This is a genomic window from Haloactinospora alba (assembly GCF_006717075.1).
GTDB lineage: Bacteria > Actinomycetota > Actinomycetes > Streptosporangiales > Streptosporangiaceae > Haloactinospora > Haloactinospora alba.
On record NZ_VFQC01000002.1, the window covers coordinates 512,729 to 533,311 of the forward strand.

Annotated in this window: 23 protein-coding genes; 15 read left to right on the forward strand and 8 right to left on the reverse strand. The window is 69.6% G+C overall.

The window, feature by feature from the left end; all coding sequences use genetic code 11:
• Positions 1 to 31 precede the first annotated feature (31 nt).
• The 3 genes from FHX37_RS19985 (at position 32) to FHX37_RS19995 (ending at position 2,979) form a co-directional block, all read left to right on the forward strand.
• On the forward strand, positions 32 to 817 hold the full coding sequence (locus FHX37_RS19985) for an ABC transporter ATP-binding protein (RefSeq protein WP_141925735.1): 786 nt from the start codon (positions 32 to 34) through the stop codon (positions 815 to 817).
• A gap of 207 nt (positions 818 to 1,024) precedes the next feature.
• Positions 1,025 to 1,957, forward strand: coding sequence for an SPFH domain-containing protein (locus tag FHX37_RS19990; protein ID WP_141925736.1), 933 nt, complete (start codon positions 1,025 to 1,027; stop codon positions 1,955 to 1,957).
• Between the two features lie 263 nt (positions 1,958 to 2,220).
• Complete coding sequence (locus FHX37_RS19995; protein ID WP_141925737.1) at positions 2,221 to 2,979, forward strand: sulfite exporter TauE/SafE family protein; 759 nt, start codon at positions 2,221 to 2,223, stop codon at positions 2,977 to 2,979.
• A 38-nt stretch (positions 2,980 to 3,017) separates the two neighbouring features.
• Here the strand turns inward: FHX37_RS19995 and FHX37_RS20000 are convergent, their stop codons facing one another.
• The 3 genes from FHX37_RS20000 to FHX37_RS20010 form a co-directional block, all read right to left on the reverse strand.
• On the reverse strand, positions 3,018 to 4,040 hold the full coding sequence (locus FHX37_RS20000) for a DMT family transporter (RefSeq protein ID WP_211351970.1): 1,023 nt from the start codon (positions 4,038 to 4,040) through the stop codon (positions 3,018 to 3,020).
• Positions 4,037 to 4,627 (reverse strand): TetR/AcrR family transcriptional regulator, encoded by a 591-nt coding sequence (locus tag FHX37_RS20005; RefSeq protein ID WP_141925738.1) that lies wholly within the window; start codon positions 4,625 to 4,627, stop codon positions 4,037 to 4,039. The genes FHX37_RS20000 and FHX37_RS20005 overlap by 4 nt, the downstream gene beginning before the upstream one ends.
• Positions 4,628 to 4,858: 231 nt before the next feature.
• Positions 4,859 to 5,485 carry an HD domain-containing protein gene (locus FHX37_RS20010; RefSeq protein ID WP_141925739.1) on the reverse strand — a complete coding sequence of 209 codons (627 nt, stop codon included), beginning with the start codon at positions 5,483 to 5,485 and terminating at the stop codon, positions 4,859 to 4,861.
• A gap of 126 nt (positions 5,486 to 5,611) precedes the next feature.
• On the opposite strand from FHX37_RS20010, the gene FHX37_RS20015 reads away from it, so the two are divergent.
• Positions 5,612 to 6,985, forward strand: a complete 1,374-nt coding sequence (locus FHX37_RS20015) for an FAD-dependent oxidoreductase (RefSeq protein ID WP_141925740.1) — start codon at positions 5,612 to 5,614, stop codon at positions 6,983 to 6,985.
• 12 nt (positions 6,986 to 6,997) lie between these two features.
• Here the strand turns inward: FHX37_RS20015 and FHX37_RS20020 are convergent, their stop codons facing one another.
• Together FHX37_RS20020 and FHX37_RS20025 are read right to left on the reverse strand one after the other, a co-directional pair.
• On the reverse strand, positions 6,998 to 7,882 hold the full coding sequence (locus tag FHX37_RS20020) for an alpha/beta hydrolase family protein (RefSeq protein ID WP_141925741.1): 885 nt from the start codon (positions 7,880 to 7,882) through the stop codon (positions 6,998 to 7,000).
• A 103-nt stretch (positions 7,883 to 7,985) separates the two neighbouring features.
• Positions 7,986 to 8,552, reverse strand: coding sequence for a TetR/AcrR family transcriptional regulator (locus tag FHX37_RS20025; RefSeq protein ID WP_141925875.1), 567 nt, complete (start codon positions 8,550 to 8,552; stop codon positions 7,986 to 7,988).
• Positions 8,553 to 8,925: 373 nt separating this feature from the next.
• Here FHX37_RS20025 and add point away from each other — a divergent pair, with 373 nt between their 5' ends.
• Positions 8,926 to 9,963 carry an adenosine deaminase gene (gene add, locus FHX37_RS20030; protein ID WP_141925742.1) on the forward strand — a complete coding sequence of 346 codons (1,038 nt, stop codon included), beginning with the start codon at positions 8,926 to 8,928 and terminating at the stop codon, positions 9,961 to 9,963.
• Between the two features lie 15 nt (positions 9,964 to 9,978).
• Here add and FHX37_RS20035 read toward each other — a convergent pair whose 3' ends face one another.
• Positions 9,979 to 11,118: a CapA family protein gene (locus tag FHX37_RS20035; protein WP_246062462.1), complete on the reverse strand. Its 1,140-nt coding sequence runs from the start codon at positions 11,116 to 11,118 to the stop codon at positions 9,979 to 9,981.
• Positions 11,119 to 11,355: 237 nt separating this feature from the next.
• Here FHX37_RS20035 and FHX37_RS20040 point away from each other — a divergent pair, with 237 nt between their 5' ends.
• From FHX37_RS20040 to FHX37_RS20075, 8 genes are all read left to right on the forward strand, one after another.
• On the forward strand, positions 11,356 to 11,814 hold the full coding sequence (locus tag FHX37_RS20040) for a Fur family transcriptional regulator (RefSeq protein WP_141925743.1): 459 nt from the start codon (positions 11,356 to 11,358) through the stop codon (positions 11,812 to 11,814).
• A 97-nt stretch (positions 11,815 to 11,911) separates the two neighbouring features.
• Entirely contained in the window at positions 11,912 to 13,357 is a 1,446-nt protein-coding gene (locus FHX37_RS20045; RefSeq protein WP_141925744.1) for a catalase, read from the forward strand.
• A gap of 358 nt (positions 13,358 to 13,715) precedes the next feature.
• Complete coding sequence (locus tag FHX37_RS20050) at positions 13,716 to 14,774, forward strand: chaplin family protein (RefSeq protein ID WP_141925745.1); 1,059 nt, start codon at positions 13,716 to 13,718, stop codon at positions 14,772 to 14,774.
• 63 nt (positions 14,775 to 14,837) lie between these two features.
• Positions 14,838 to 15,641 (forward strand): SURF1 family cytochrome oxidase biogenesis protein, encoded by an 804-nt coding sequence (locus FHX37_RS20055; protein WP_281288329.1) that lies wholly within the window; start codon positions 14,838 to 14,840, stop codon positions 15,639 to 15,641.
• A 58-nt stretch (positions 15,642 to 15,699) separates the two neighbouring features.
• Positions 15,700 to 16,539 carry a class I SAM-dependent methyltransferase gene (locus tag FHX37_RS20060; RefSeq protein ID WP_394344522.1) on the forward strand — a complete coding sequence of 280 codons (840 nt, stop codon included), beginning with the start codon at positions 15,700 to 15,702 and terminating at the stop codon, positions 16,537 to 16,539.
• Complete coding sequence (locus tag FHX37_RS20065) at positions 16,536 to 16,787, forward strand: Smr/MutS family protein (RefSeq protein ID WP_141925747.1); 252 nt, start codon at positions 16,536 to 16,538, stop codon at positions 16,785 to 16,787. The genes FHX37_RS20060 and FHX37_RS20065 overlap by 4 nt, the downstream gene beginning before the upstream one ends.
• Before the next feature lie 54 nt (positions 16,788 to 16,841).
• Positions 16,842 to 17,114, forward strand: a complete 273-nt coding sequence (locus FHX37_RS20070) for a hypothetical protein (RefSeq protein WP_141925748.1) — start codon at positions 16,842 to 16,844, stop codon at positions 17,112 to 17,114.
• Entirely contained in the window at positions 17,101 to 17,424 is a 324-nt protein-coding gene (locus FHX37_RS20075; RefSeq protein ID WP_170181652.1) for a type II toxin-antitoxin system PemK/MazF family toxin, read from the forward strand. The genes FHX37_RS20070 and FHX37_RS20075 overlap by 14 nt, the downstream gene beginning before the upstream one ends.
• Positions 17,425 to 17,472: 48 nt before the next feature.
• On the opposite strand, the gene FHX37_RS20080 is transcribed toward FHX37_RS20075, so the two are convergent.
• Entirely contained in the window at positions 17,473 to 18,381 is a 909-nt protein-coding gene (locus tag FHX37_RS20080; protein ID WP_141921537.1) for an IS5 family transposase, read from the reverse strand.
• Between the two features lie 501 nt (positions 18,382 to 18,882).
• Between FHX37_RS20080 and FHX37_RS20085 the strand changes: the two genes are divergently transcribed.
• Positions 18,883 to 19,569, forward strand: a complete 687-nt coding sequence (locus FHX37_RS20085) for a hypothetical protein (protein WP_141925750.1) — start codon at positions 18,883 to 18,885, stop codon at positions 19,567 to 19,569.
• A 135-nt stretch (positions 19,570 to 19,704) separates the two neighbouring features.
• Positions 19,705 to 19,980: a hypothetical protein gene (locus FHX37_RS20090; protein ID WP_141925751.1), complete on the forward strand. Its 276-nt coding sequence runs from the start codon at positions 19,705 to 19,707 to the stop codon at positions 19,978 to 19,980.
• A gap of 32 nt (positions 19,981 to 20,012) precedes the next feature.
• On the opposite strand, the gene FHX37_RS20095 is transcribed toward FHX37_RS20090, so the two are convergent.
• Positions 20,013 to 20,495 (reverse strand): hemerythrin domain-containing protein, encoded by a 483-nt coding sequence (locus FHX37_RS20095; RefSeq protein ID WP_141925752.1) that lies wholly within the window; start codon positions 20,493 to 20,495, stop codon positions 20,013 to 20,015.
• Between the last annotated feature and the right edge of the window lie 88 nt (positions 20,496 to 20,583).

Genomic DNA, 20,583 nt, shown 5'->3' on the forward strand with positions numbered 1-20,583 from the left:
GAAACGCCACGCTTTGCGACGAGGGAGAACGATGAACGGTCAGGTACTGCGGATGAGCGGCGTGGGGGTGCGTCGTGGGGATGCGGAACTGTTGCGTGACGTGCGGTGGACCGTCGAGGAGGACGAGCGGTGGGTCGTGCTGGGCCCCAACGGGGCGGGCAAGACGACGCTGCTAAGTGTCGCGGCCGCCCAGACGCGGCCGGACGTGGGGTCGGCGGAGGTGCTCGAGGAAACGCTCGGCCGGGCGGACTCGGTGGAGCTCCGATCGATGGTCGGTTTCGCGAGCTCCGCGGTGGCCGACCGCATTCCCGACTCGTCCCGGGTGCTCGACCTGGTGATCAGCGCGTCCTACGGCTACCTCGGGCGGTTCGGTGAGCAGTACGGCACGTTGGACTACGGGCGCGGGCGGGCGCTGCTCAACCACTGGGGCGTGTCCCACCTGCAGGACCGGCCTTTCGGGACGCTGTCGGAGGGGGAGCGCAAACGGGTGCTCGTCGCGCGGGCGCTGATGGCGGACCCGGAGCTGCTGTTGTTGGACGAACCCGCCGCGGGGCTGGACCTGGGAGGCCGGGAGGACCTGATGCGGCGGCTCGCGAAGCTCGCTGACGACATCGACGCCCCCGCCCTGGTCGTCGTGTCGCACCATGTGGAGGAGATCCCGCCCGGTTTCACCCACGCGCTGCTGATGCGTGCGGGGGAGGTCGTGGCCGGTGGCCCGCTGGAGCGGGTACTGACCGAGGAGAACGTGAGCGCCACCTTCGGCCTGCCGCTGACGGTCGGCCGGGACGGGCAGCGGTGGACCGCGCGGGCGGCGTGACCCTTCGTTGGGCGCGTCAGAGAATGTCGGGATTCGGTTGTCCTAAAGCGGGCGAGGTGGTCTCGCTGGTGGTCTGACCGGGGGCTGGGGCGCGGACGCGTGCAACCGGGGGGAGCGCCACGCGTGCAGGCGGTTTATGATCTCCGCGTGGGTGGGGTACCGCCCGCCCTGCCTGTGCCCCCCGACAGGAGACCCGGAGCCGCCCCGATGCTTTCCGTCATTGTCATCCTGCTGGTGTTCGTGGCGATCCTGGGTGTGATCGCCTGGCGTAGCGTGCGCATCGTCCCGCAGGCCATGACCGACGTCGTCGAACGTTTCGGCAGCTACCACCGGACCCTCAAATCCGGTTTCAATATCGTCATTCCGTTTGTGGACCATGTTCGGGAACGCATCGACATGCGTGTCCAGGTGGTCAGTTTCCCCGCGCAGTCCGCCATCACCCAGGACAACCTGGCGGTGAACGTGGACACCGCGGTGTACATCAAGGTCATCGACCCCTTCGACGCCACCTACCGGGTCGCCAACTTCATCGAGGCCGTGGAGCAGCTGGCCTCGGCCACGCTGCGCAACGTCATCGGTGGCATGGAACTGGAACACACCCTGACCTCGCGCGACCAGATCAACCGGGAGCTGAGTACGGTCCTGGACGACGCCGCCGGTGAGTGGGGCATCCAGGTGGACCGGGTGGAGCTGAAGTCCGTGGAGCCGCCCGAGTCCGTGCAGGAGGCGATGGAGAAGCAGATGCGCGCTGACCGGGACAAGCGCGCCGAGATCCTCACGGCTGAGGGGCAGAAACAGTCGGCGATCCTGCGGGCCGAGGGTGAACAGTCCGCCGCGGTGCTGAGCGCCCAGGGTGAGGCCGACGCGGAGAAGGTGCGGGCGAAGGCCCAGGCGGAGGCGATGACGCTGCGAGCGCGGGGCGAGGCCGACGCGATCGCGATGGTGTTCGAGGCGCTGCACTCCGGCGAGGTGAACCAGGAGCTGCTCGCGTACCAGTACCTGCAGAAGCTCCCGGAGATCGCCCAGGGAGACGCGAACAAGGTGTGGATCGTGCCGAGCGAGATGGGCAAGGCCCTGGAAGGGGTCGGCGACATCTTCGAACGGCTCCAGTCCAGCGGTACGGGTGCGGCGCGGGGTTAGAGATCGGCGTCCGGGTGAGTCGCCCCGGAGCCTGTCGCGGGTGGTTCCACCGGATGCGCGGTGGGGCCACCCGTTGTTTTCGCCCGCGAGGAGTACGATGTGGGCAATTCCGTGCCTTCCGGGCGTAGGTCCATGGCGACGCCTGTCCCGCTGCGCCGCTCGGCACCGCGCTTTTCCGGCTCTCGGCCGCGCCGAACGCGGCACCGGCCGGGTTTCCGGACGGCACGGCGGTTCAGGAGCGATGTCCGGGGGGCCGAGCGTAGATGGACGTGGGTGAGGCACTCGCCATCCTGGTGGCGGGGATCTCCGCCGGCGGGATCAACGCCGTCGTCGGCTCCGGAACGCTCTTCACCTTTCCGGTCCTGCTCGCCCTGGGGTACCCGCCCATCACGGCGACCATCTCGAACACCATCGGCCTGGCACCGGGGTCACTGACCGGAGCGTTCGGCTACCGCAGCGAGCTTAGGGGCCAGGGCGGCCGGCTGCTCCGCCTCGCGGTGATGTCGTTCGTCGGCGCGGTCACCGGCGGGATACTGCTGCTGACCCTGCCGCCCGGGGTGTTCGAGCGCGTCGTTCCCGTGTTCATCGGTATGGCGTGCGCGCTGATCATGGTCCAACCGCGGCTGACCGCGTGGCTGCGGAGACGCGGTCCCGCCGGTGCCGGCAGGGGGCGGCTGCTTCCGCTCGGCGTCTACGCCGCCGGAACCTACGGCGGCTACTTCGCCGCCGCCCAGGGCATCATCCTGCTGAGCCTGCTCGGTACGGCGCTGGACGAGGACATGCAGCGGATCAACGCGTTGAAGGTCGCGCTGACGTTCGTGGTCAACGCGACCGCCGCGGTGTTCTACATCACGTTCGCCGCCCCGGCGTGGCCGGTGGTGGCCCTGATAGCCGCGGGCTCCATCGTCGGCGGTTACGTGGGGGCGAGGCTCGGCCGCAGGCTGAAACCGTTCGCGTTGCGCGCCGTCATCGTTGCGGTCGGGCTCACTGCGGCGGTCCAGCTGGTACTGCGCAACATCTGAGGCCGCGGGTCGGCGGGCGCGCGTCCACCGGACAGGGCCTACGGCCGCTCGGTCCCCGCATCCGATCCCACCGGCCCGCGGACGCTGAGCGACTCCTCCGGATCGGACGGCGGCGAGCCCGGCCGGTCCCGGTCGGCTTCCTCCGGAGAGCCTCGCCCTCCGGGGCCGGCGTTGGTGGGGGCGAACGAGAGGACGACCAGTACCAGCGCGATGACGGCCAACCCGGTCCAGCCGGTCGGCGTCAGCCGCTCCGACACGACCACGACGGCCAGCACGGCCGCCATCGCGGGCTCGCTGAGTGTCACGGTGGTGGCCGTGCTGGCGGACACGCGGGCCAGACCGTAACCGAAGAGGAGGTAACCGGCGAACATCGGTACCAGGGCCATGTAGGCGGCGACGAGGAAGGGTCCGGTCGACGCGACCAGAGGGGCGCCGGTCACCGCGAGCACGGGCAGCAGAAGCGTTCCGCCGGCACCGAAGACGGCCCCCATGGAGGCGGCCCGGCCGATGCCGCGGGCCATGAGACGATGCGCGACCCACGAGTACGTGGCGTAGGTCGTGCCGGCCACGAGACCGAGCGCGATTCCCGGGAGTGCCGCTCCCGCCGGGGAGGAGGAAGCGGCGCCGTGCGCCGTGGACAGGCACAGCAGCGTGCTCCCGGCGGTTCCCAGGCTCGCGGCGAGCATCCACCAGCGGCTCAGGGGATGGCGGTCGACGAGGCGTTCCAGGACACCGGAGGCCAGCGGGGCCGACGCCAGCGAGACGACCGAGCCGACCGCGACCCCGGCCAGGTGCATGGCGCTGTAGAACGCCAGCGGGTAGACCGCGACAGCCGCCGCCCCCAGGAGTACGAGCGGCAGGTTCGCGCGAAGCGCCGGCCGCGCCGACCGCAGCGCCGGCACCGCGATCACCGCCTGCAGGATTCCGCCGATGCCGAGCGCCGCCGCGCCTATGGCGAGTGGTCCGGCCCCGGGGGCGAACGTGGCCGCCGTTCCGGTCGTGCCCCACAGCAGCGAGGTGACGGTGATCGCGCCGACGCCGGACCGGTGGCCGCCGCTCACAGGGATTCCACCAGCGCGGAAGCCAAACCGCGGGCCCGCACGATCCGGTCGGGCCGGCCCTCCAGGCCGGCCCGGGACATCGCGCCCTCCAGCAGGAAGGAGCAGTGCTCGGCCGCGCGCGCTGCCTCGCCAGCCGACGTGACGGCCGTGAGGTGCTCGGTGAGGATCGACTCGACCTCCTCCTTGTGCCGGCGGACCGCCTGCCGGGCGGGCGAGCCGGCCGGGAACTCGGCGGCGGCGTTGAGTAGTCCGCACCCCCGGAACCCGCGCGTGTAGTCCGCCGAGGCGTGGTCGAGATAGGCATCGAACACCGCCAGTACCCCGTCGTGCGGTGTCGCGGCGGACTCCGCACGCGCGCGGTACAGCCTCAGCCACTGCTCGTGCCGCTCCTCGATGTAGGCCGCCACCAGCTCCTCCTTGGAGGAGAAGTTGTTGTACAGGCTCATCTTCGCCACGCCGGCCTCCGCGGTGATCGTGTCGATCCCCGTCGCGGCCACCCCCTCGGCGTAGAACAGCCGCGAGGCCGCGTCGAGCAGGCGGTCACGCGCCGAACCCGCTTGGCCGGACCGTGCCGTCGCACGCGCCATCCGAGCACCTCCTCCCAAACTAGGTAGACCAGTCTACCTTAAAAGGGCGGTCGGGAACGCCGGGACAGCGGCCGCGGTTGCCGCGTCGGAACTCGTCGCCACCGCGCGGCGGTACGCGCGGCCATCCGCGATCCGCCGGCTCGGGTCGCGTGGGCCCGGCACGACCGGTGCCGCACCGGCCGTGCCGGCCGGGTCGGACAGCGCCCGCCGGACGGTTCCGGGGAGGCCGGTCTACTCCCCGGTGAGGTAGCCGCGCCGTTCGGCGTCGTCGATCAGGGCGGCCGCGTAGGATCCCAGCGCGGCGGAGCCCTCCGCGATGATCGCGACCTTGTCCCGCACCTGCTTCTTGGTGACGCCGAACTGCACCCACGTTCCACCGTCGGTGTGCCAGTTGGCGAGCATGGGGGCGAGCCGGTCGATCGCTTTGGCGAACCGCGCCTCCGGCGTGGTGCGGCTCTCGAACTCGCTCCACAGCTCGTGGGCGTGTTTGGCCTGGTCGTCGGGAAGGATGGCGTAGAGCCGCTCGGCCGCGGCGTGTTCCCGTTGGGACTGGGAGGCGGCGTGCTGCGGGTCGTAGAGGAACGTGTCACCCGCGTCGATCTCGACGATGTCGTGCAGCACCAGCATCTCGGTGACGCGGTCGATGTCGGTGCCGTCCGGCGCGTACTCGGCGAACAACCGGGCCATCAGGGTGAGCTGCCAGGAGTGTTCGGCGTCGTTCTCCCGCCGCGACCCGTCGACCAGCAGGTTCCGCCGCAGAACCCGCTTGAGTTTGTCAGTTTCCAGGATGAACCGGAGCTGGGCGGTGAGCCGTTCGTGGTCGACCCCGTCCGCGAAGACCGGTGCCGGTTCCATCAACCTACGTTGCCCTCCTCACGCACTGAACCAATGGCGGGACGGACCGGGCGTGTGTCCGATCCACATGGGGATGATCCCATTCAATGATGTCTGACTGACGGAGAAGAGTCCGGTTGGGGAGGGTGTATGGAGCACACGGTGAACAGCCGGTCACGACTGGTCGTGGTCGGTGGCGACGCGGCGGGGATGAGCGCCGCCTCCCAGGCCCGGCGGCTGCGGGACTCCCGGGAACTGGAGATCGTGGCGCTGGAGCGGGGGGAGCACACGTCCTACTCCGCCTGCGGCATCCCGTACCTGGTCTCGGGAGTGGTCCCCCGCAAGCAGGACCTGGTGGCCCGCGATCCCGACACGTTCCGGCGGGACTTCGCGATCGACGTGCGTACGGGGGCCGAGGCGACCGGTATCGACCTCGACCAGCGTTCCGTCGCCGTGCGCGGTACCGGCGGGGGGCACTGGACGGAGCGGTTCGACCACCTGATGGTCGCCACCGGTGCCGTCCCCCGCGAGCTGGAACTGCCCGGTTGCGCGGCGGCGGGCATCCTCGGGGTGCAGACGCTGGACGACGGGATCGCGGCGCGCGCGTTCCTCGACCGGAACCAGCCGCGGGAGGCGGTCGTCGTCGGCTGCGGCTACATCGGTTTGGAGATGGCGGAAGCGCTCGTGCAGCGGGGTATCAGGGTGCGCGTCATCGACTCCGGTGAGGAGCCGATGTCCGCGCTCGACCCGGACATGGGCCGGATGGTGCGCGAGGCGTTGCAGGGAATGGGGGTGGAGGTGCACCTCCGGGAGCGGGTGACCGGTTTCCGGTCCCAGCGCGACCGGGTGACCGGCGTGCTGACCGCCCAAGGGGAGTACCCGGCCGAGGCCGTCATCCTGGGTACCGGCGTGCGGCCGGACAGCGACCTCGCGCGTGAGGCGGGGCTGGACATCGGGCCGACCGGCGGGGTCGCCGTTGACGCTCGGATGCGCACCTCGGCTCCGGGGGTGTGGGCGGCCGGGGACTGCGTGGAGAGCTTCCACCGCGTGACGCGGGGGCCCGCGGTGGTCCCGCTGGGCACACACGCCAACAAGCAGGGGCGGGTCGCCGGGACGAACATCGGCGGAGGGTACGCGCGGTTCGAGGGAGTGCTCGGCACCGCGATCACCAAGGTGTGCGGACTGGAGGTGGCCCACACCGGTCTCAACGAGGAGGAGGCCCGTCGTGCCGGCTTCGTGTCCGAGGCGGTGGCGGTGGAGTCCACCAGCCGGGCCGGCTACTACCCGGGAGCGGAGCGGATGACCGTGAAGCTCCGCGCCGAGCGGGGGAGCGGCCGGCTGCTCGGCGGGCAGATCGTCGGGTGGGAGAACGCCGGCAAGCGGGTGGACGTCCTGGCGACCGCGCTGTGGAACGGGATGACGGTGGAGGACATGGCCGGGATGGATCTCAGCTACGCCCCGCCGTTCTCACCGGTGTGGGACCCGGTGCTGATCGCGGCGCGCAAGGTGGCCGAACGCTGCTGAGCCGCCCCTCGGTCAGTCGCGCTGGTCGAACTTCATCGTGGTCCGGGCGGCGGAGGTGAGGTGCAGGTGGAACCACTCGGTGACGGCGCGGTCCGCGAGGACGTTGCCCGGTGCGGGAGGCCCCGGTTCCAGCCCGGGTTCGGGGCCCATGGTGTGGGCGAGGTCGGGGACGACGATGTGCCTGACCCCCTGCGGGGGGTAGTGCGGCGCCAGAGCGTCGTGGAGGGCCTGGCCGTGCTCCGGAAGGATGATCTCGTCCTGCTGGCCGTTGACGACGAGGAGCGGGGGCTGGGGGCGGCGGTTGGTGAGGTCGGTGACCCGGGAGGCGAAGTTCAGCCACGCGGCGATCTCGCGGGAGTGGTCGTTCCAGGGGTACTCGGTGCCGAGCCGCCGTTGCCGGGCCTGGATGACCGAGGCGGGGTCGATGATCGGGTTGACCACCGCCGCGGCGCCGATGGCGAGTTGGCTTTCGGCGAGGGCGAGCAGTGTCGCCGAACCGCCGACCCCGACCCCGAGCAGGCCGGGCGGCTCGTCGCGGACCGGGAACCTCTCGCGCAGTTCGGATACGACCCGTTGCAGCTCGGCCGCGGCCTGCTCCACGACGGGGCCGTACAGCTGGATGAGGTAGTCCTCCTGGCCGCGGCGGTTGACCTCCGCGACGCCGCCCTCGGGCAGGCGCGCCCCGAACATCGGGAGTCCGAGGTAGAACCGCCAGGCGGGGAGGGAGGCGAGCGGGAGTGTTCCGGCCAGGGCGGTTTCGCTGCGTGGCGGCTCGAACGCGTGCAGCGCGACGATCATGGAGGCGGATTCGTTGGGAACCGCCGGGGGGACCGCCAGGAACGGGACATCCGCCACTGTGCCGGTCACCGGCTGGGTAAGGGTACTGTCGGCTACCACTGAGAAGGCCCTCCCGTACTGAAACGCCATGCACCGGGTGCGGTCTGCGCTGGTCGCGTTGCCACCACCATGTGTGTGTAGCGGATCTTTTCGCAGCCTATCGTTACGCGACGTGGTGGCCGAGGTAACTACGCAGCAGTAGTTTGGTTTCCTCGATCAGGTGGGGGTCGCCGTCCGGGTCGTGGCGGAAGGCGAGCTTCAGAGCCGCGTCACCCGACTCGACCGCCACTGTAACGGCGCGGTCGAGCTCCTCACTGGCGCGGACTCCTGTCGTGGCGGTGAGGACCTCGCACAGTCGCTGCGCGAGTACCCGGTTGTTGTCGGCGCGGGAGTCCAACAGCCGCATGTCGACCACGTCGCCGAAGTGCAGGCTGCGGAAACCCGGAACTGTTCGGTGCATCTCCAGGTACTCATCGATGATCACATCGACGGCTTCTGCCCAGTGCGAGAATACGTTCTCGAGGAGCCGTTCGGTCACCCGCGTGCTGAAAACGTCGAGGAAACGCAATCCCAGGGCCTGGGTTATGGCTTTCTTGTCCGGGAAGAACTGGTAGACCGATCCCACCGCGACCCCGGCGCGTTCGGCGATCCGGGTCGTGGAGAGCTCACCGTAACCGTGCTCGTCGAGGAGTTCGGCGCAGGCGTCGAGCATGCGCTGCACCCGGGCCATGCTGCGCTGCTGCGCCGGTAGGCGCCGGAGCGGGGCACGGGCCAGGGCCTGTTCCGCGAGGGGGGCGTTGGTCCCGGTTCCCCGGGGGTTCTGGGGGGCGGCTGCTGTCGCACTACTGGAACTAGTCATAACGCCTCTATGATGCCCTCATCCCCCTGTCCGGTTCCCGGTAATAGTGCCACTGAAGAACCGAACAGCCTGCGGTTTTCCGGAACGGCCGGGGCGGTGGCCGGAATCGGCCAATATGAGTTGACAGCAAGAGATAAACGGTAAACTTCCGGTTCCTAGCGCTGTGTCGGAAATCTGACATCCTGTGGTTCGGTGTGGCGCCTGCGCGTTGGCTGGAACGCGACGGCTGCGTAGCCTCACACGCATGACCGAGACGACGCCCCCCAGCGACACCCCCGACGCGTTCCTCCGCGACCTCCCCAAGGTTGAGCTCCACGTGCACCTGGAGGGGTCCATGCAGCCGGAGACGCTGCTCGAACTCGCCACCAAGCACGGCACCTCCGGTATCCCGGGCTCGCTGTCCGGGATACGCGACTGGTACGCCTTCCGGGACTTCCCGCACTTCATCGACGTCTACCTGGCCTCCACACACACGCTGTGGGACGAGGCCGACTTCGCACTGCTGGCGTACGACGTCGCGACCCGGCTGGCGCGGCAGAACGTCCGCTACGCGGAGGTGCACGTCAGCCTGTACAACCACCTCATGCGGGGCGTTGACGCCCGCGTGGTGTTCGACGGGATCGAGGACGGGCGCCTGCGGGCGCAACGGGAGCACGGGATAGGCCTCCGATGGATCCCGGACTTTCCCGGGGACTTCGGTGTGGCGACCGGAGAGGAGACGCTGGACGCGGTCCTCGCGCATGGCCCCCCGAGTGTGCTCGGGTTCGGTGTGGGCGGGATCGAGGTGTCCCGGACGCCGTTCGCCGACCTGTTCGCCCGGGCGCGTGCCGCCGGCCTGCGCAGCCTCCCGCACGCCGGGGAGAACGGCGGCCCGGAACGCATCCGTGAGGCGCTCGACGTGCTGCGCGCGGAACGCATCGGGCACGGTATCGACTGCATGGCCGAACCGGAGCTGGCCGCGCGTCTCGCCGAGACCGGGGTGCCGCTGGACGTTTCCCCCACCTCCAACCTGCGCACGCGAGCGGTGACGGACATCGGCGACCATCCGCTGCCGCGCATGCTGGAGTCGGGGCTGCTGGTGACGTTGAACTCGGACGACCCGCCGATGTTCGGTACGGACCTGCTGAACGAGTACCGCACCGCCCACCGGCTGGGGCTGGACAGGCCGGCGCTCGCGGAGCTGGCGCGCAACGGGGTGCGCTCGTCCTACCTCGACGAACCGGACAAACGCGCGCTCACCGCGGAGATCGACCGGGTCCTGGCCAGGCACACCGCCGGGTGACCGGGGCGGAGCGGGTCAGCCCGCCTGTTCCGCGGAGGGATCGAAGAGTTCCGCGGAGCAGCCCGCGCCGAGGTTCCGCCACTCGGTGCGCGCGTCCTCGGCCGCCGCTCCCTCGTAGGGCCGGGGAACACCGCCCTCGATCCGGGCGGGCTGCCAGCTGTCCCCGGTGACCTCCCCCTGGTCCAGGGTCAACGTGAGCACTCCTGACTCCGCGGTGGGGCCCTGGTAGTTGTAGAAGGCGAAGTTGCCCAGCCCGTAGTGGACGTAGCTGTCGTCGATGTAGCCGCCGGGGGAGAGGACGTGGGCGTGCCCGCCGACGACGGCGTCCGCCCCGGCCCCCACGAGCTCACGGGCCAGACCGGGGGCGTGTTGGCGGGGGCAGTGGTCACCCTCGGCGCCCCAGTGCAGGTAGGTGACCACGTGGTCGGCCTCCTCGGCTGCGGAGGACACCGCGGACACCAGCCGCTGGCGCTGCTCGCCCTTGGCGGAGGCCAGACCCGCGCTGTCCTCCTTGGCGGTCCAGGCGTCGATGAGATTGGTGTTCAGCACGTCGGTGGCGCCGATGAAGGCGACGCTGGTCCCGTTGGTCTCGACGACGTGGGGACTGTAGGCCTCCTCGGCGCTCTCGCCGGCGCCGACCACGGGGAAGCCCGCGTCCTCGGCGTTGTCGAGGGTGTCGCGCAGGCCGTCGGCCCCGTAGTCCATGCCGTGGTTGTTGGCGACGGTCGCGAGGTCCGCGTTGGCGGCGTCCAACGCGTCGAACGCCGAGGCGGGGGCGCGGAACCGGAACTGTTTGTCGGGTGCGGGCGTTCCGCCCTCGGTGACCGCGGTCTCGAGGTTGACCATCGCGATGTCGGCGTCGGAGAAGGCGTCGCCGACAGGGGACAACGCGCTTGTGGGATCGGAGTCGAGGCGCTGGCGCAGTTCGCCCTCGAAGTGCACGTCCCCGCCGAAGGCGACGGTGACGGGTTGTGCCTCGCCGGACTTCTCGGGCGGTCCGCTCGAGGAGTCGTCGTCTGCCGTGTCCTGCTCGTCGGGCGTGTCGTCGGGAGCGCTCGTGGAGCAGGCGGCCGCTACGAGCGCGGTCGCCAGCAGGCCGGCGGAGTAGCGCAGGGAGGGGGATACCCGGGGGTGTCGGGCGGTGAGGCGGGTCACGCGAACCTCCTCAGTCGGCGGCAATCCATGCGGTTGGGACGCGGTCTCGCCGGGCGGAGTTGACGCGCCGGGAGGAGAAATCCACGTCCGGGTAGCGGTTCTCGGACATACTCGCTGGGAGGCGGGAGCGCGGCCATGGTAAACGCCGGGGTCAGCGTTGGATCCGGCGGCGCGCCGAATTTTCTTGAACGAGTCGTTTTCTTGAAGGGGTCCAGTTTATGGCGTAGGCTTACTGGCATGGACGACGCTACTGATCTCCGTTCCGCCGGGCTGCGGGTCACCGCGCCGCGTCTGGCGATGCTCGAGGTCGTGCGTTCGGGCAACCATCTGGATGCCGAGCACATCGCGCGCGGTGTGCGCGAGAAAGTCGGCCACGTATCGACCCAGGCGATCTATGACGCGCTGAACGCGCTGACCAGAGTGGGGCTGCTCCGCCGTATCGAGCCCGCCGGCTCGCCCGCGCGCTACGAAGCCCGGGTGGGGGACAACCACCACCATCTGGTCTGTCGGGTGTGCGGGACCGTCACCGACGTCGACTGTGTGGCCGGCGCGGCTCCGTGCCTGGAACCCTCCGGTAGCCACGGCTTCGCCATCGACGAGGCCGAAGTGGTGTTCTGGGGCGTTTGTCCGCAGTGTCGTGCGGAGAGTGCGAGCCCAGCCCAGGGGCACGTGGGTGCCGGGAGCGGCCCCGCATGACCCTTGTCGCCGGTTCCGCACGGCAGCACGTATCCCGGGACGGCGGACGTGCCGTCCCCCGAGGCCGCTTTTACGCTATTCGAAAGAGGTGCGAGCAGTGAGCGTTTCCTACACCACGGATGACGCCGGTCACCCGGCTCCGAGTGATGCTCATTCGCAGTCAGTGGGCCCGAACGGCCCCCTGCTGCTCCAGGACCACTACCTGATCCAGAAGATGGCGCACTTCAACCGTGAGCGCGTGCCCGAGCGTGTCGTACACGCCAAGGGCGGCGGCGCTTACGGTGAGCTGGAGGTCACCGAGGACGTCAGCAAGTACACCAAGGCTGACCTCTTCCAGAAGGGCAAGAAGACGCCGCTGCTGATCCGCTTCTCCACCGTGGCCGGTGAGCTGGGCAGCGCCGACACGGCCCGTGACCCGCGCGGCTTCGCCATCAAGTTCTACACCGACCACGGCAACTACGACATGGTCGGCAACAACACGCCGGTCTTCTTCATCCGCGACCCCTCGAAGTTCTCCGACTTCATCCACTCGCAGAAGCGCCGCGCCGACAACCAGCTGCGCGACCACAACATGCAGTGGGACTTCTGGACCCAGTCCCCGGAGTCGGCGCACCAGGTGTCGTGGCTGATGACCGACCGCGGCACTCCCAAGACGTGGCGCCACATGAACGGCTACTCCAGCCACACCTTCATGTGGTACAACGCCGACGGCCAGAAGTTCTGGGTCAAGTACCACTTCAAGACCGACCAGGGGATCGAGAACTTCACCGGGCCCGAGGCCGCTCAGCTGGAGAGCGACGCGGACCTGCACCGCCGCGACCTGTGGCAGTCCATCGAGGGCGGCGACTACCCCTCCTGGACCCTCAAGGTGCAGATCATGCCGTTCGAGGACGCGGAGAACTACCGGTTCAACCCGTTCGACCTGACCAAGGTGTGGCCGCACGAGGACTACCCGCTGATCACGGTCGGCCGGATGACGCTGAACCGCAACCCGCAGAACTACTTCGCCGAGATCGAGCAGTCCGCGTTCGAGCCGTCGAACCTGGTTCCCGGCATCGCGGGCAGCCCCGACAAGATGCTGCAGGGTCGGCTGTTCTCCTACCCGGACACGCACCGGTACCGCATCGGCCCGAACTACCTGCAGCTGCCGGTGAACCAGCCCAAGTCGCCGGTGCGCAGCTACAACTACGACGGCCCGATGACCTACAGCAACAACGCCGACCCGGTGTACGCGCCGAACACCGCCGGCGGTGCCGCCGCCGAGCCGTCGTTCTACACCGGCGAGGACTACCACATCGAGGGCACGTCCTGCCGCCGCGCCTACGAGCTGCACAAGGAGGACGACGACTTCGGTCAGCCGCGGAAGCTGTGGGAGAAGGTCCTGGACGACTCGCAGCGGACCAACATGGTCAACAACATCGTGGACCACGCCTCCGCTCCGTCGGTCACCGACGAGATGAAGAAGCGCGTCGTGCAGTACTGGACCAACGTCCACCCTGACCTGGGCAGCCGGGTCGCGGACGGTCTGGGCGTGAGCAGCTAGTACCGTCCCGCGGCGGGCGAGGAGCCCGCTGTCGTGGCCGTGAGCCCCCGAGCGCGTTGGGTCGCGCTCGGGGGCTTCGTCGTTGCGGGGTCGCAGGGCTGTGCCGGCGGAACGAATCCGGCTTTTTTGCGTAAAACTCCTGACACGCCGGTTGTGGCTGTTAACGTTGCGGGTCAGCGGCACTGCGCGGTGTACCCGCTCCTGGTGTGCGGCTGGCGCCACTGACACCCGCGAGTGACCGCTTGTGGAACAGCATTCCCAACCGTGCAGTCGACGGTATACTATCCCCTTTTTTATTACTTTCCGGAATATTTCGGGCACATTATGTTGCCATATTCGCGAAAGGTCACGTCTGAACATGCGTAAGAACCTCGCTACCTCGACCTCCGCCACCCTCCTCACGGCGGGGCTGATCGGCGCGGCGCCCGCCGTCGCCCTCGCCGACGCGCAGACGGACGGTTCCGGCGGCGTCGCCAGTGGGAACCAGATCGACGTCCCCGCCGACGTGCAGGCCGAGATCTGCGGGAACTCCGTGTCGGCGCTCGGCATCTCCGAGGCGGAGTGCGAGAAGGTCGCCGAGGTCCTGTACGCCGCCGGTGACGGTGGTGGGGACTCGACGGACGGTTCCGGTGGTGTGGCCAGCGGCAACCAGATCAACATCCCCGTCGACGTGGCCGTGGACATCTGCGGCAACGCCGTCGGCGGGCTGTCCACGGCCAAGTGCACCGAGATCACCGACGAGCTCGCCGAGGAGTCCGACGGTGGTGGGGACTCGACGGACGGTTCCGGTGGTGTGGCCAGCGGCAACCAGATCAACATCCCCGTCGACGTGGCGGTGAACGTCTGCGGCAACTCCATCGCGGTGCTGGGTGCCTCCGAGGCCGAGTGCACCGACGCCGTGCACGCCATGGAGGAGTCCGAGGACAACGAGGCCGCCGGTGACGGTGGTGGGGACTCGACGGACGGTTCCGGTGGTGTGGCCAGCGGCAACCAGATCAACATCCCGGCGGACGCCGCTGCCACCATCTGCGGCAACGCCGTGTCCGTCGTCGGTGTGGCCGAGGCCGAGTGCGTGTCCGCGATCTCCGAGGAGGAGGACGGCGACGACGGCGGTGGGGACACCACCCCCGCTCCCCCCGAGGAGGACGAGCAGCAGCCCCCCGAGGAGGAGCCCTCCGAGCCGCCGGAGAGCGACGGCCCGGACAACCCCGGTGACGGCGACAAGGAGACCCCGAGTCCCGAACCGGCCCCGGAGGGCGACCAGGCGGCCGACGACAGCCTGCCGGTGACCGGGGCGTCCCTGGCCGGGTGGCTGGCCGCCGCCGCGGGAGCGGTGGCCGCCGGTGCCGCCGCGATCCTCGTCGCCTACCGGCGCAGGAGGGCACGCGCGGTGGCGGCCACCGCCGACGCCTCCTGACCGGGGTTTTCACCACCGGGGGGTGGTGCGGCGGGTCGGTCGGCGTCCCATAGTCTCGGAGACGTGCTTCGGGTCCTGTTCTCCTCACGCATGCTGGCGTTCCACGCGCTGGTGCTGCTCGTCGTGCCCTCGTTCATCGCGCTGGGGTTCTGGCAGTTCGGACGGTGGGAGGACGAGACGGCGCGGGCCGACCTGCAACAGGCCAACATGAACGCCGACCCGGTGTCGCCGGAGAGCGTCACCGGGGTCGGCGACCATGTGGCGGCCGACGACCAGTGGACGGCGGTCACCGCCACGGGAACCTACGACACCGACAACGAGCTGCTCGTCCGCAACCGCGACGGTTCGCGCGGTGTGGGGATGCACGTGCTCACCCCCCTGGTCACCGGGGACGGGACAGCGCTCCTGGTGAACCGCGGGTGGATCGAACCGCCGCCGTCGGCCACGGAGCAACCGGACGTGCCGCCCGCCCCCGAGGGCGAGGTCACCGTCACCGGCCGGCTCCGGCCCCACGAGACCCCGCGGAACACGGGGATCGAGGAACGGGACGGGCTGCCCGAGGGCCAGATCATGCTCATCGACACGGACCGGCTCGCCGACGAGCTGCCGTACCCCGTCTACGGCGGCTACGCCGAGCTGACCGAACAGGACCCCGAGACGGATCCGGCGCCCGAACCGGTCGAGGCCGGTGAGTTCAACACGTGGATGAACCTCTCCTACGCCGTGCAGTGGTGGGTGTTCACCGGTGTCGCCGTCGGGGGGTGGGGGTTCCTGATGCGGCGCGAGCTGCACGACGCGCGCACCCTCGCCGCGGACTCTCCCGAGAGCGGTTCCCCCGAGGAGCCGTCGCCGGCGGGTTCGCGGTAACCCGCGCCGGGCGGGTCCCGCCATGGGAAACCCGGTCCTGCCGGGCGAGAATGGTTCCATGGCACAAGAGCGGATGCCGGACAGCACCGACGTGGTCCGTGTCGCCCACCGGCCGGCGGACTCGGGGGAGAGTGCCCGTGCCAGCCGGTGCTGGTGGGAACACTCGGCGGACGAGTACCAGGCCGACAACGGCCCGTTCCTGGGTGACGCCCGCTTCGTGTGGGGACCTGAGGGACTGGAGGAGCAGCAGGTCCGGTTGTTGGGCAGCGCCGAGGAGCTGCGCGGCGCGCGTGTCCTCGAACTGGGCTGCGGTGCCGGGCAGTGCGCCCGGTGGCTGCGCGACCAGGGGGCGTACGCGGTGGGGATGGACGTGGCCCACCGGCAGCTGCTGCACTCCCGGGAGCTCGACCGGCGGACCGGCACCCCGGTTCCGGTCGCGCAGGCCGACGCCCAGTCGCTCCCGTTCGCGGACGCCGCGTTCGACATCGTGTGTTCCGCGTTCGGCGCCTTCCCGTTCGTTCCGGACGCCGCGGCCGCGCTGGTGGAGACCGCCCGGGTCCTGCGTCCCGGTGGCACGGTGGTGTTCTCGGTGAGTCACCCGGTGCGTTGGTGCTTTCCCGACGATCCGGGACCGGAAGGGCTCGTCGCGACCGAGTCCTACTTCGATCGCAGCGCCTACGTGGAGGAGGACTCCTCCGGACGGGCGGTCTACGTCGAACACCACCACACGATCGGTGACTGGGTGCGGGCGGTCGCCGCCGCGGGGCTGCGCATGCGCGACCTTGTGGAGCCGGAGTGGCCCGAGGACAATGACCGCACCTGGGAGGGGTGGAGCCCGTTGCGGGGGCACATCCTGCCCGGTACCGCGATCGTCGCCGCTGTGAAGGACGCCGCGTGAAGCTCAAACTCGACCTGCACGACATCTACAACCGGGGACGGGACATCGACCGCGCCCTGAACGACATCATGGACGAGGCGGAACGCACGAAGGCCAAGACCGTGGAGATCATCCCGGGCAAGGGCTCGGGGCAGCTCAAGAAGCGGGTGCTGCGTTTCCTGGACCAGAAGGACGTCAAACGCCGCTACCACCGGCTGGAGAAGGACTCCAAGAACTTCGGCCGCCTGTTCGTGCACTTCAAGCACTGAGAGCCAGGACTGTATTGCATGCATAAGTGCATGCACATGGTGTAGCATGAGTGTATGACGACTACGCTGCAGGCCCGAGTGGAGGAAGGGCTGGCGGAGGCCGCTCGTCGGCGTGCCCAGGAACAAGGGGTGTCACTGGCGAAGTACCTCATTGACCTGGTGCGTCACGATCTCCGCCAGGCTGAGGAGGAGGCGTTCTGGCAGCCGTTCGCCGATTACTACAGCGATCCGGAGAAGGTTTCGGAGGCGCAGGCAGAGGCCGAGCGGTACGCCGCGACGCTCGCAGACGGAATCGACGTCGATGGACGGCCCGATGAAGCGCAGTGAGACCTACCTCTGCGACCTCGGGGAGCCAACCGGTCCCGAACAGGGGTTCTATCGTCCGGCGGTCATCATCTCGGTGGATCCCTTCCACCGTTCTGGTCTTGCGGTGATTCTCCCTATCACCAGTACTCGGCGGCCGGTTCCCACCTCGATTGAGGTCACCGGTGCCGGGCTCGACCACACTTCGTACATCCAGGTGGACCAGATCCGTACGGTGTCCCAAAAGCGGTTGGCTCGCCAGCTCGGCAGGGTGGACGAGGTGACGATGCTGCAGACCGAGCGCGCACTGATGCGACTCCTTGGCTTGGGGTGACGGTGCGGGCGGAGGTAGTTGGGCGGTCGCGCGTGCCCTAGGCCGTGTTTAAGAAGGTGTTGTTGCGAGGTCGCGTAGCCAGATGTCGATCACGGCGATGTGGACCGTGGCCTCGTAGCGCAGGGCGAGCTTGTCGTAGCGCGTGGCCACCGCGCGGAATTGCTTGAGCAGCCCTACGCCGCACTCCACCGCATGGCGGTCCCGATAGGCCCGGGCATCGAAAGCGGGCGGCCGGCCGCCCGCCGACCCCCGGGCTTTGCGGTGGGCCCGCTGGTCGGCGGGCTCGGCGATGGTCGCGGGGATCTTCCTGCGCCGTAGGTAGGCGCGATTGCTCCGGGAGGAGTAGGCCTTGTCGGCCAGCACGCGGTCGGGCCGGGTGCGCGGGCGCCCTGGCCCCGGGCGGGCCACGCGGATGCGCTCCAGCACTCGCGCGAACTGCGGGCTGTCGCCGCGGTGGCCGGCGCCCACCACCACCGCCAGGGGTTTGCGGCCCTGCTCTCCGGCGAGGTGGAGCTTGGTGCCCCACCCGCCGCGCGAGCGTCCCAGTGCGTGGTCGCGGGGTTCGTCCCCGGGCGGTTCGACCTGGTCGTAGGGGGTGCGGCGGGCGCCGGCGGCGTGGGGGTGGGCCCGGCACGTCGTGGAGTCGACCGAGACCCGCCAGTCGATGAGCCCGGCCGTATCGGCCCAGGCCCGCAGTTTCGCCGCGATCAGTGTCCAGATCCCGGCGCGCTGCCAGGTCCGCAGCAGGTGGTAGACCGATTGCCAGTGGCCGTAGCGTTCGGGCACGTCGCGCCAGGGCGCGCCGATGCGGGTGCGCCAGCGGATGCCGTCCAGCAGTTGGCGGCGGCTCCATATGGGCGGCTTTCCGCGTCCGCTCCTGGCGGGCAGCAGCGGTTCGAGCACGCGCCACTGCTTGTCGGTGAGATCGTTGCGTCCTCCGATCGATACCCTGGCCACCGAGGTCTCCGTGTAGATGGGCTGCTTGGTCGTTGTCCCATCTACCGGAGACCTCGCTCATGCGCAGCCCCGACATGCCGGAGAAGCAGGACAAGCCGGACTTCTTAAACAGGACCTAACTGTCGGACCGCCGCGGCAAGTGCATCGTGCCAAGAACTTCGGCCGTCTGTTCGTGCACTTCAAGCACTGAGGCGGTCACCTCCACCTGCACAGCGGTCGTTCGGGCGCTTCGCTGAGCGGGCTCCCGGCCGCACCGCTGCGGTGGGCGGGGTATCTGCCGCGTGTTTGTCGGGGCACCCGGTCACAGGCGGTTGCCCACCGCGGGGGAGGCACGGCTGGAGCCCCGCCGATTGGCCGGACGGCCACGGGGAATCACGGGAGTTCAGTGGAGGAGTAGCCGCATTCGTTCCGGGAACAGAGACGGCAGGTCGACTCGGGGTTGGTGAGCAGTATCCTGACGCGGTCCGGATCCGCCGGCGTCCGTCCGGGGACCTCTCAGCCATGGAACGGGGAGTAATGCGGTTGCTGCGCAGGGACGGCCCGGAACACGGCGGTGCCCGCCTCCCGGAGGGGTTCCCGGGCCGGTGGCTGAGCGGGATCTCCCTCGCCACCGCGCCTGTGCTGCTGTTGGCCGGGGAACTGCTGAAAGCCCCCTTCCACTTCTACTTTCCCGACCAGATCGCTGCCCACGGAGACCGTCCCGGCCGGTTGTTCTGGGCGTATTCGCTGTGGTTCCTCGGCTTGCTGATGCTGTGGCCGGCGTTCGTAGCGTTGGCGGCGCGGATCGCCCGAAGCCGGCCGTGGCTGGGGCGCGCCGTGGGGGCGCTCACCATCGTCGGCCTGCTCGTGAACTCCTTCTACGAGGGGGTCAACTACCTCGCCTTCCGGCTCAGCGAGGTGAGCGGCGAAGCGTTGGCGACACACCTCATCGAGGAGATCTATCCCCGGTTCAGCATCGCCTACGCGCTGACATGGACCGACAACCTCGGTTGGCTGCTGCTGGCGGTGGGACTGCTGCTGACGCGCACGGTGGGGGTGGTCCGTTTCCTGTGCATCCTGCCGATGGCAGGACACGCGAGCGGGATCCTCAAGGGCTTCACCGTCGGCGGCGTCGTTCTCGACGTGCTGCTGTGCGTGGCCTTCGTTTCCCTCGCCGTCGAAACCGCGCGCGACAATGAGAACCGGTGACCCTGGTACCGCACCGTCCTGTCTGGTTCGGCTCCGCCCCCAACGCGACCGGCGCGGCGACGCGGTTCCCGGCGTGCGGTCGGGTGTGTATGCTGCCACCCGGCCCGTGAGCCGCGACTCGGAGAAGGAGAGGCCGTGCCGGGAGGCCGAACAGCCGGCCAGCGGCGTGAACCAGTCGCTCTGGTCCCCATGGTGGCCAACATCGTCGGTATCCTCACCTGCTTTCCCACCGCGATCGCCGGGGTGTGGTTCGCCTGCGACGCCTGGCGGAAGGCGGCCTCGGGGGAGCTGTCGGCGGCGCGCCGGGCGGTGCGCCTGTCGTGGCTGTGCCTCGTCCCGAGCCTGCTCGTCGTCGTGTTCTTCTTCGCGACGCAGCCCGCCTCGGTGCTGGGCGCCTGGATCTCCTCCTGATCCGATGGTTCCCGCCGCGTGGTTCGTCCGGCTCAGAACGGGTTCCCACGAAAGGTGTTGAGGGTGGGGACGAGTTGTTCCTCCTCGTAGGTCAGGTGCTCCTCCAGCTCGGTGGACAGCCGCCGGAACTCGTCCCGGACGCGCGCGGGGTCGTGCTGGGCCGCTTCCTCCAGCAGGGTCCGGATGTCGCCCAGGAGGCGGCCCACGGTGCCGTGCTCGTCGCGCAGCCGGGCGATAGCGGGGGCGAGGTCGGGGTAGTGCTCCTCGAGGTAGGGGAACAGGCGGGTGTCCTCCGCGGTGTGGTGTCCGTGCAGGTGCTCGCAGAAGGACAGGCAGTTCGTGCGCAGCTGGTGGTCCAGCGCGGGAGGCGCTGGGGTGTCCGCGGAACCGCCGCCCGCGAGGAAGCTGTCGAGCTGTTCCCGGAGGCGGGCGAGTTCGCCGCGGAACTCGTCGTGCGCCGTGATCAGTTGCTCGCCCAGGGCCTGCGCGCGCTCGTCGGTGGTGCTGTCCGCCATGGTCGGTCACCTTTCTTCTGCGGGGCGTGGCAGGCATCGTGCCGCCCATAACCCACAATGTGCCAGTAACTGGCATAAGTTATCAACA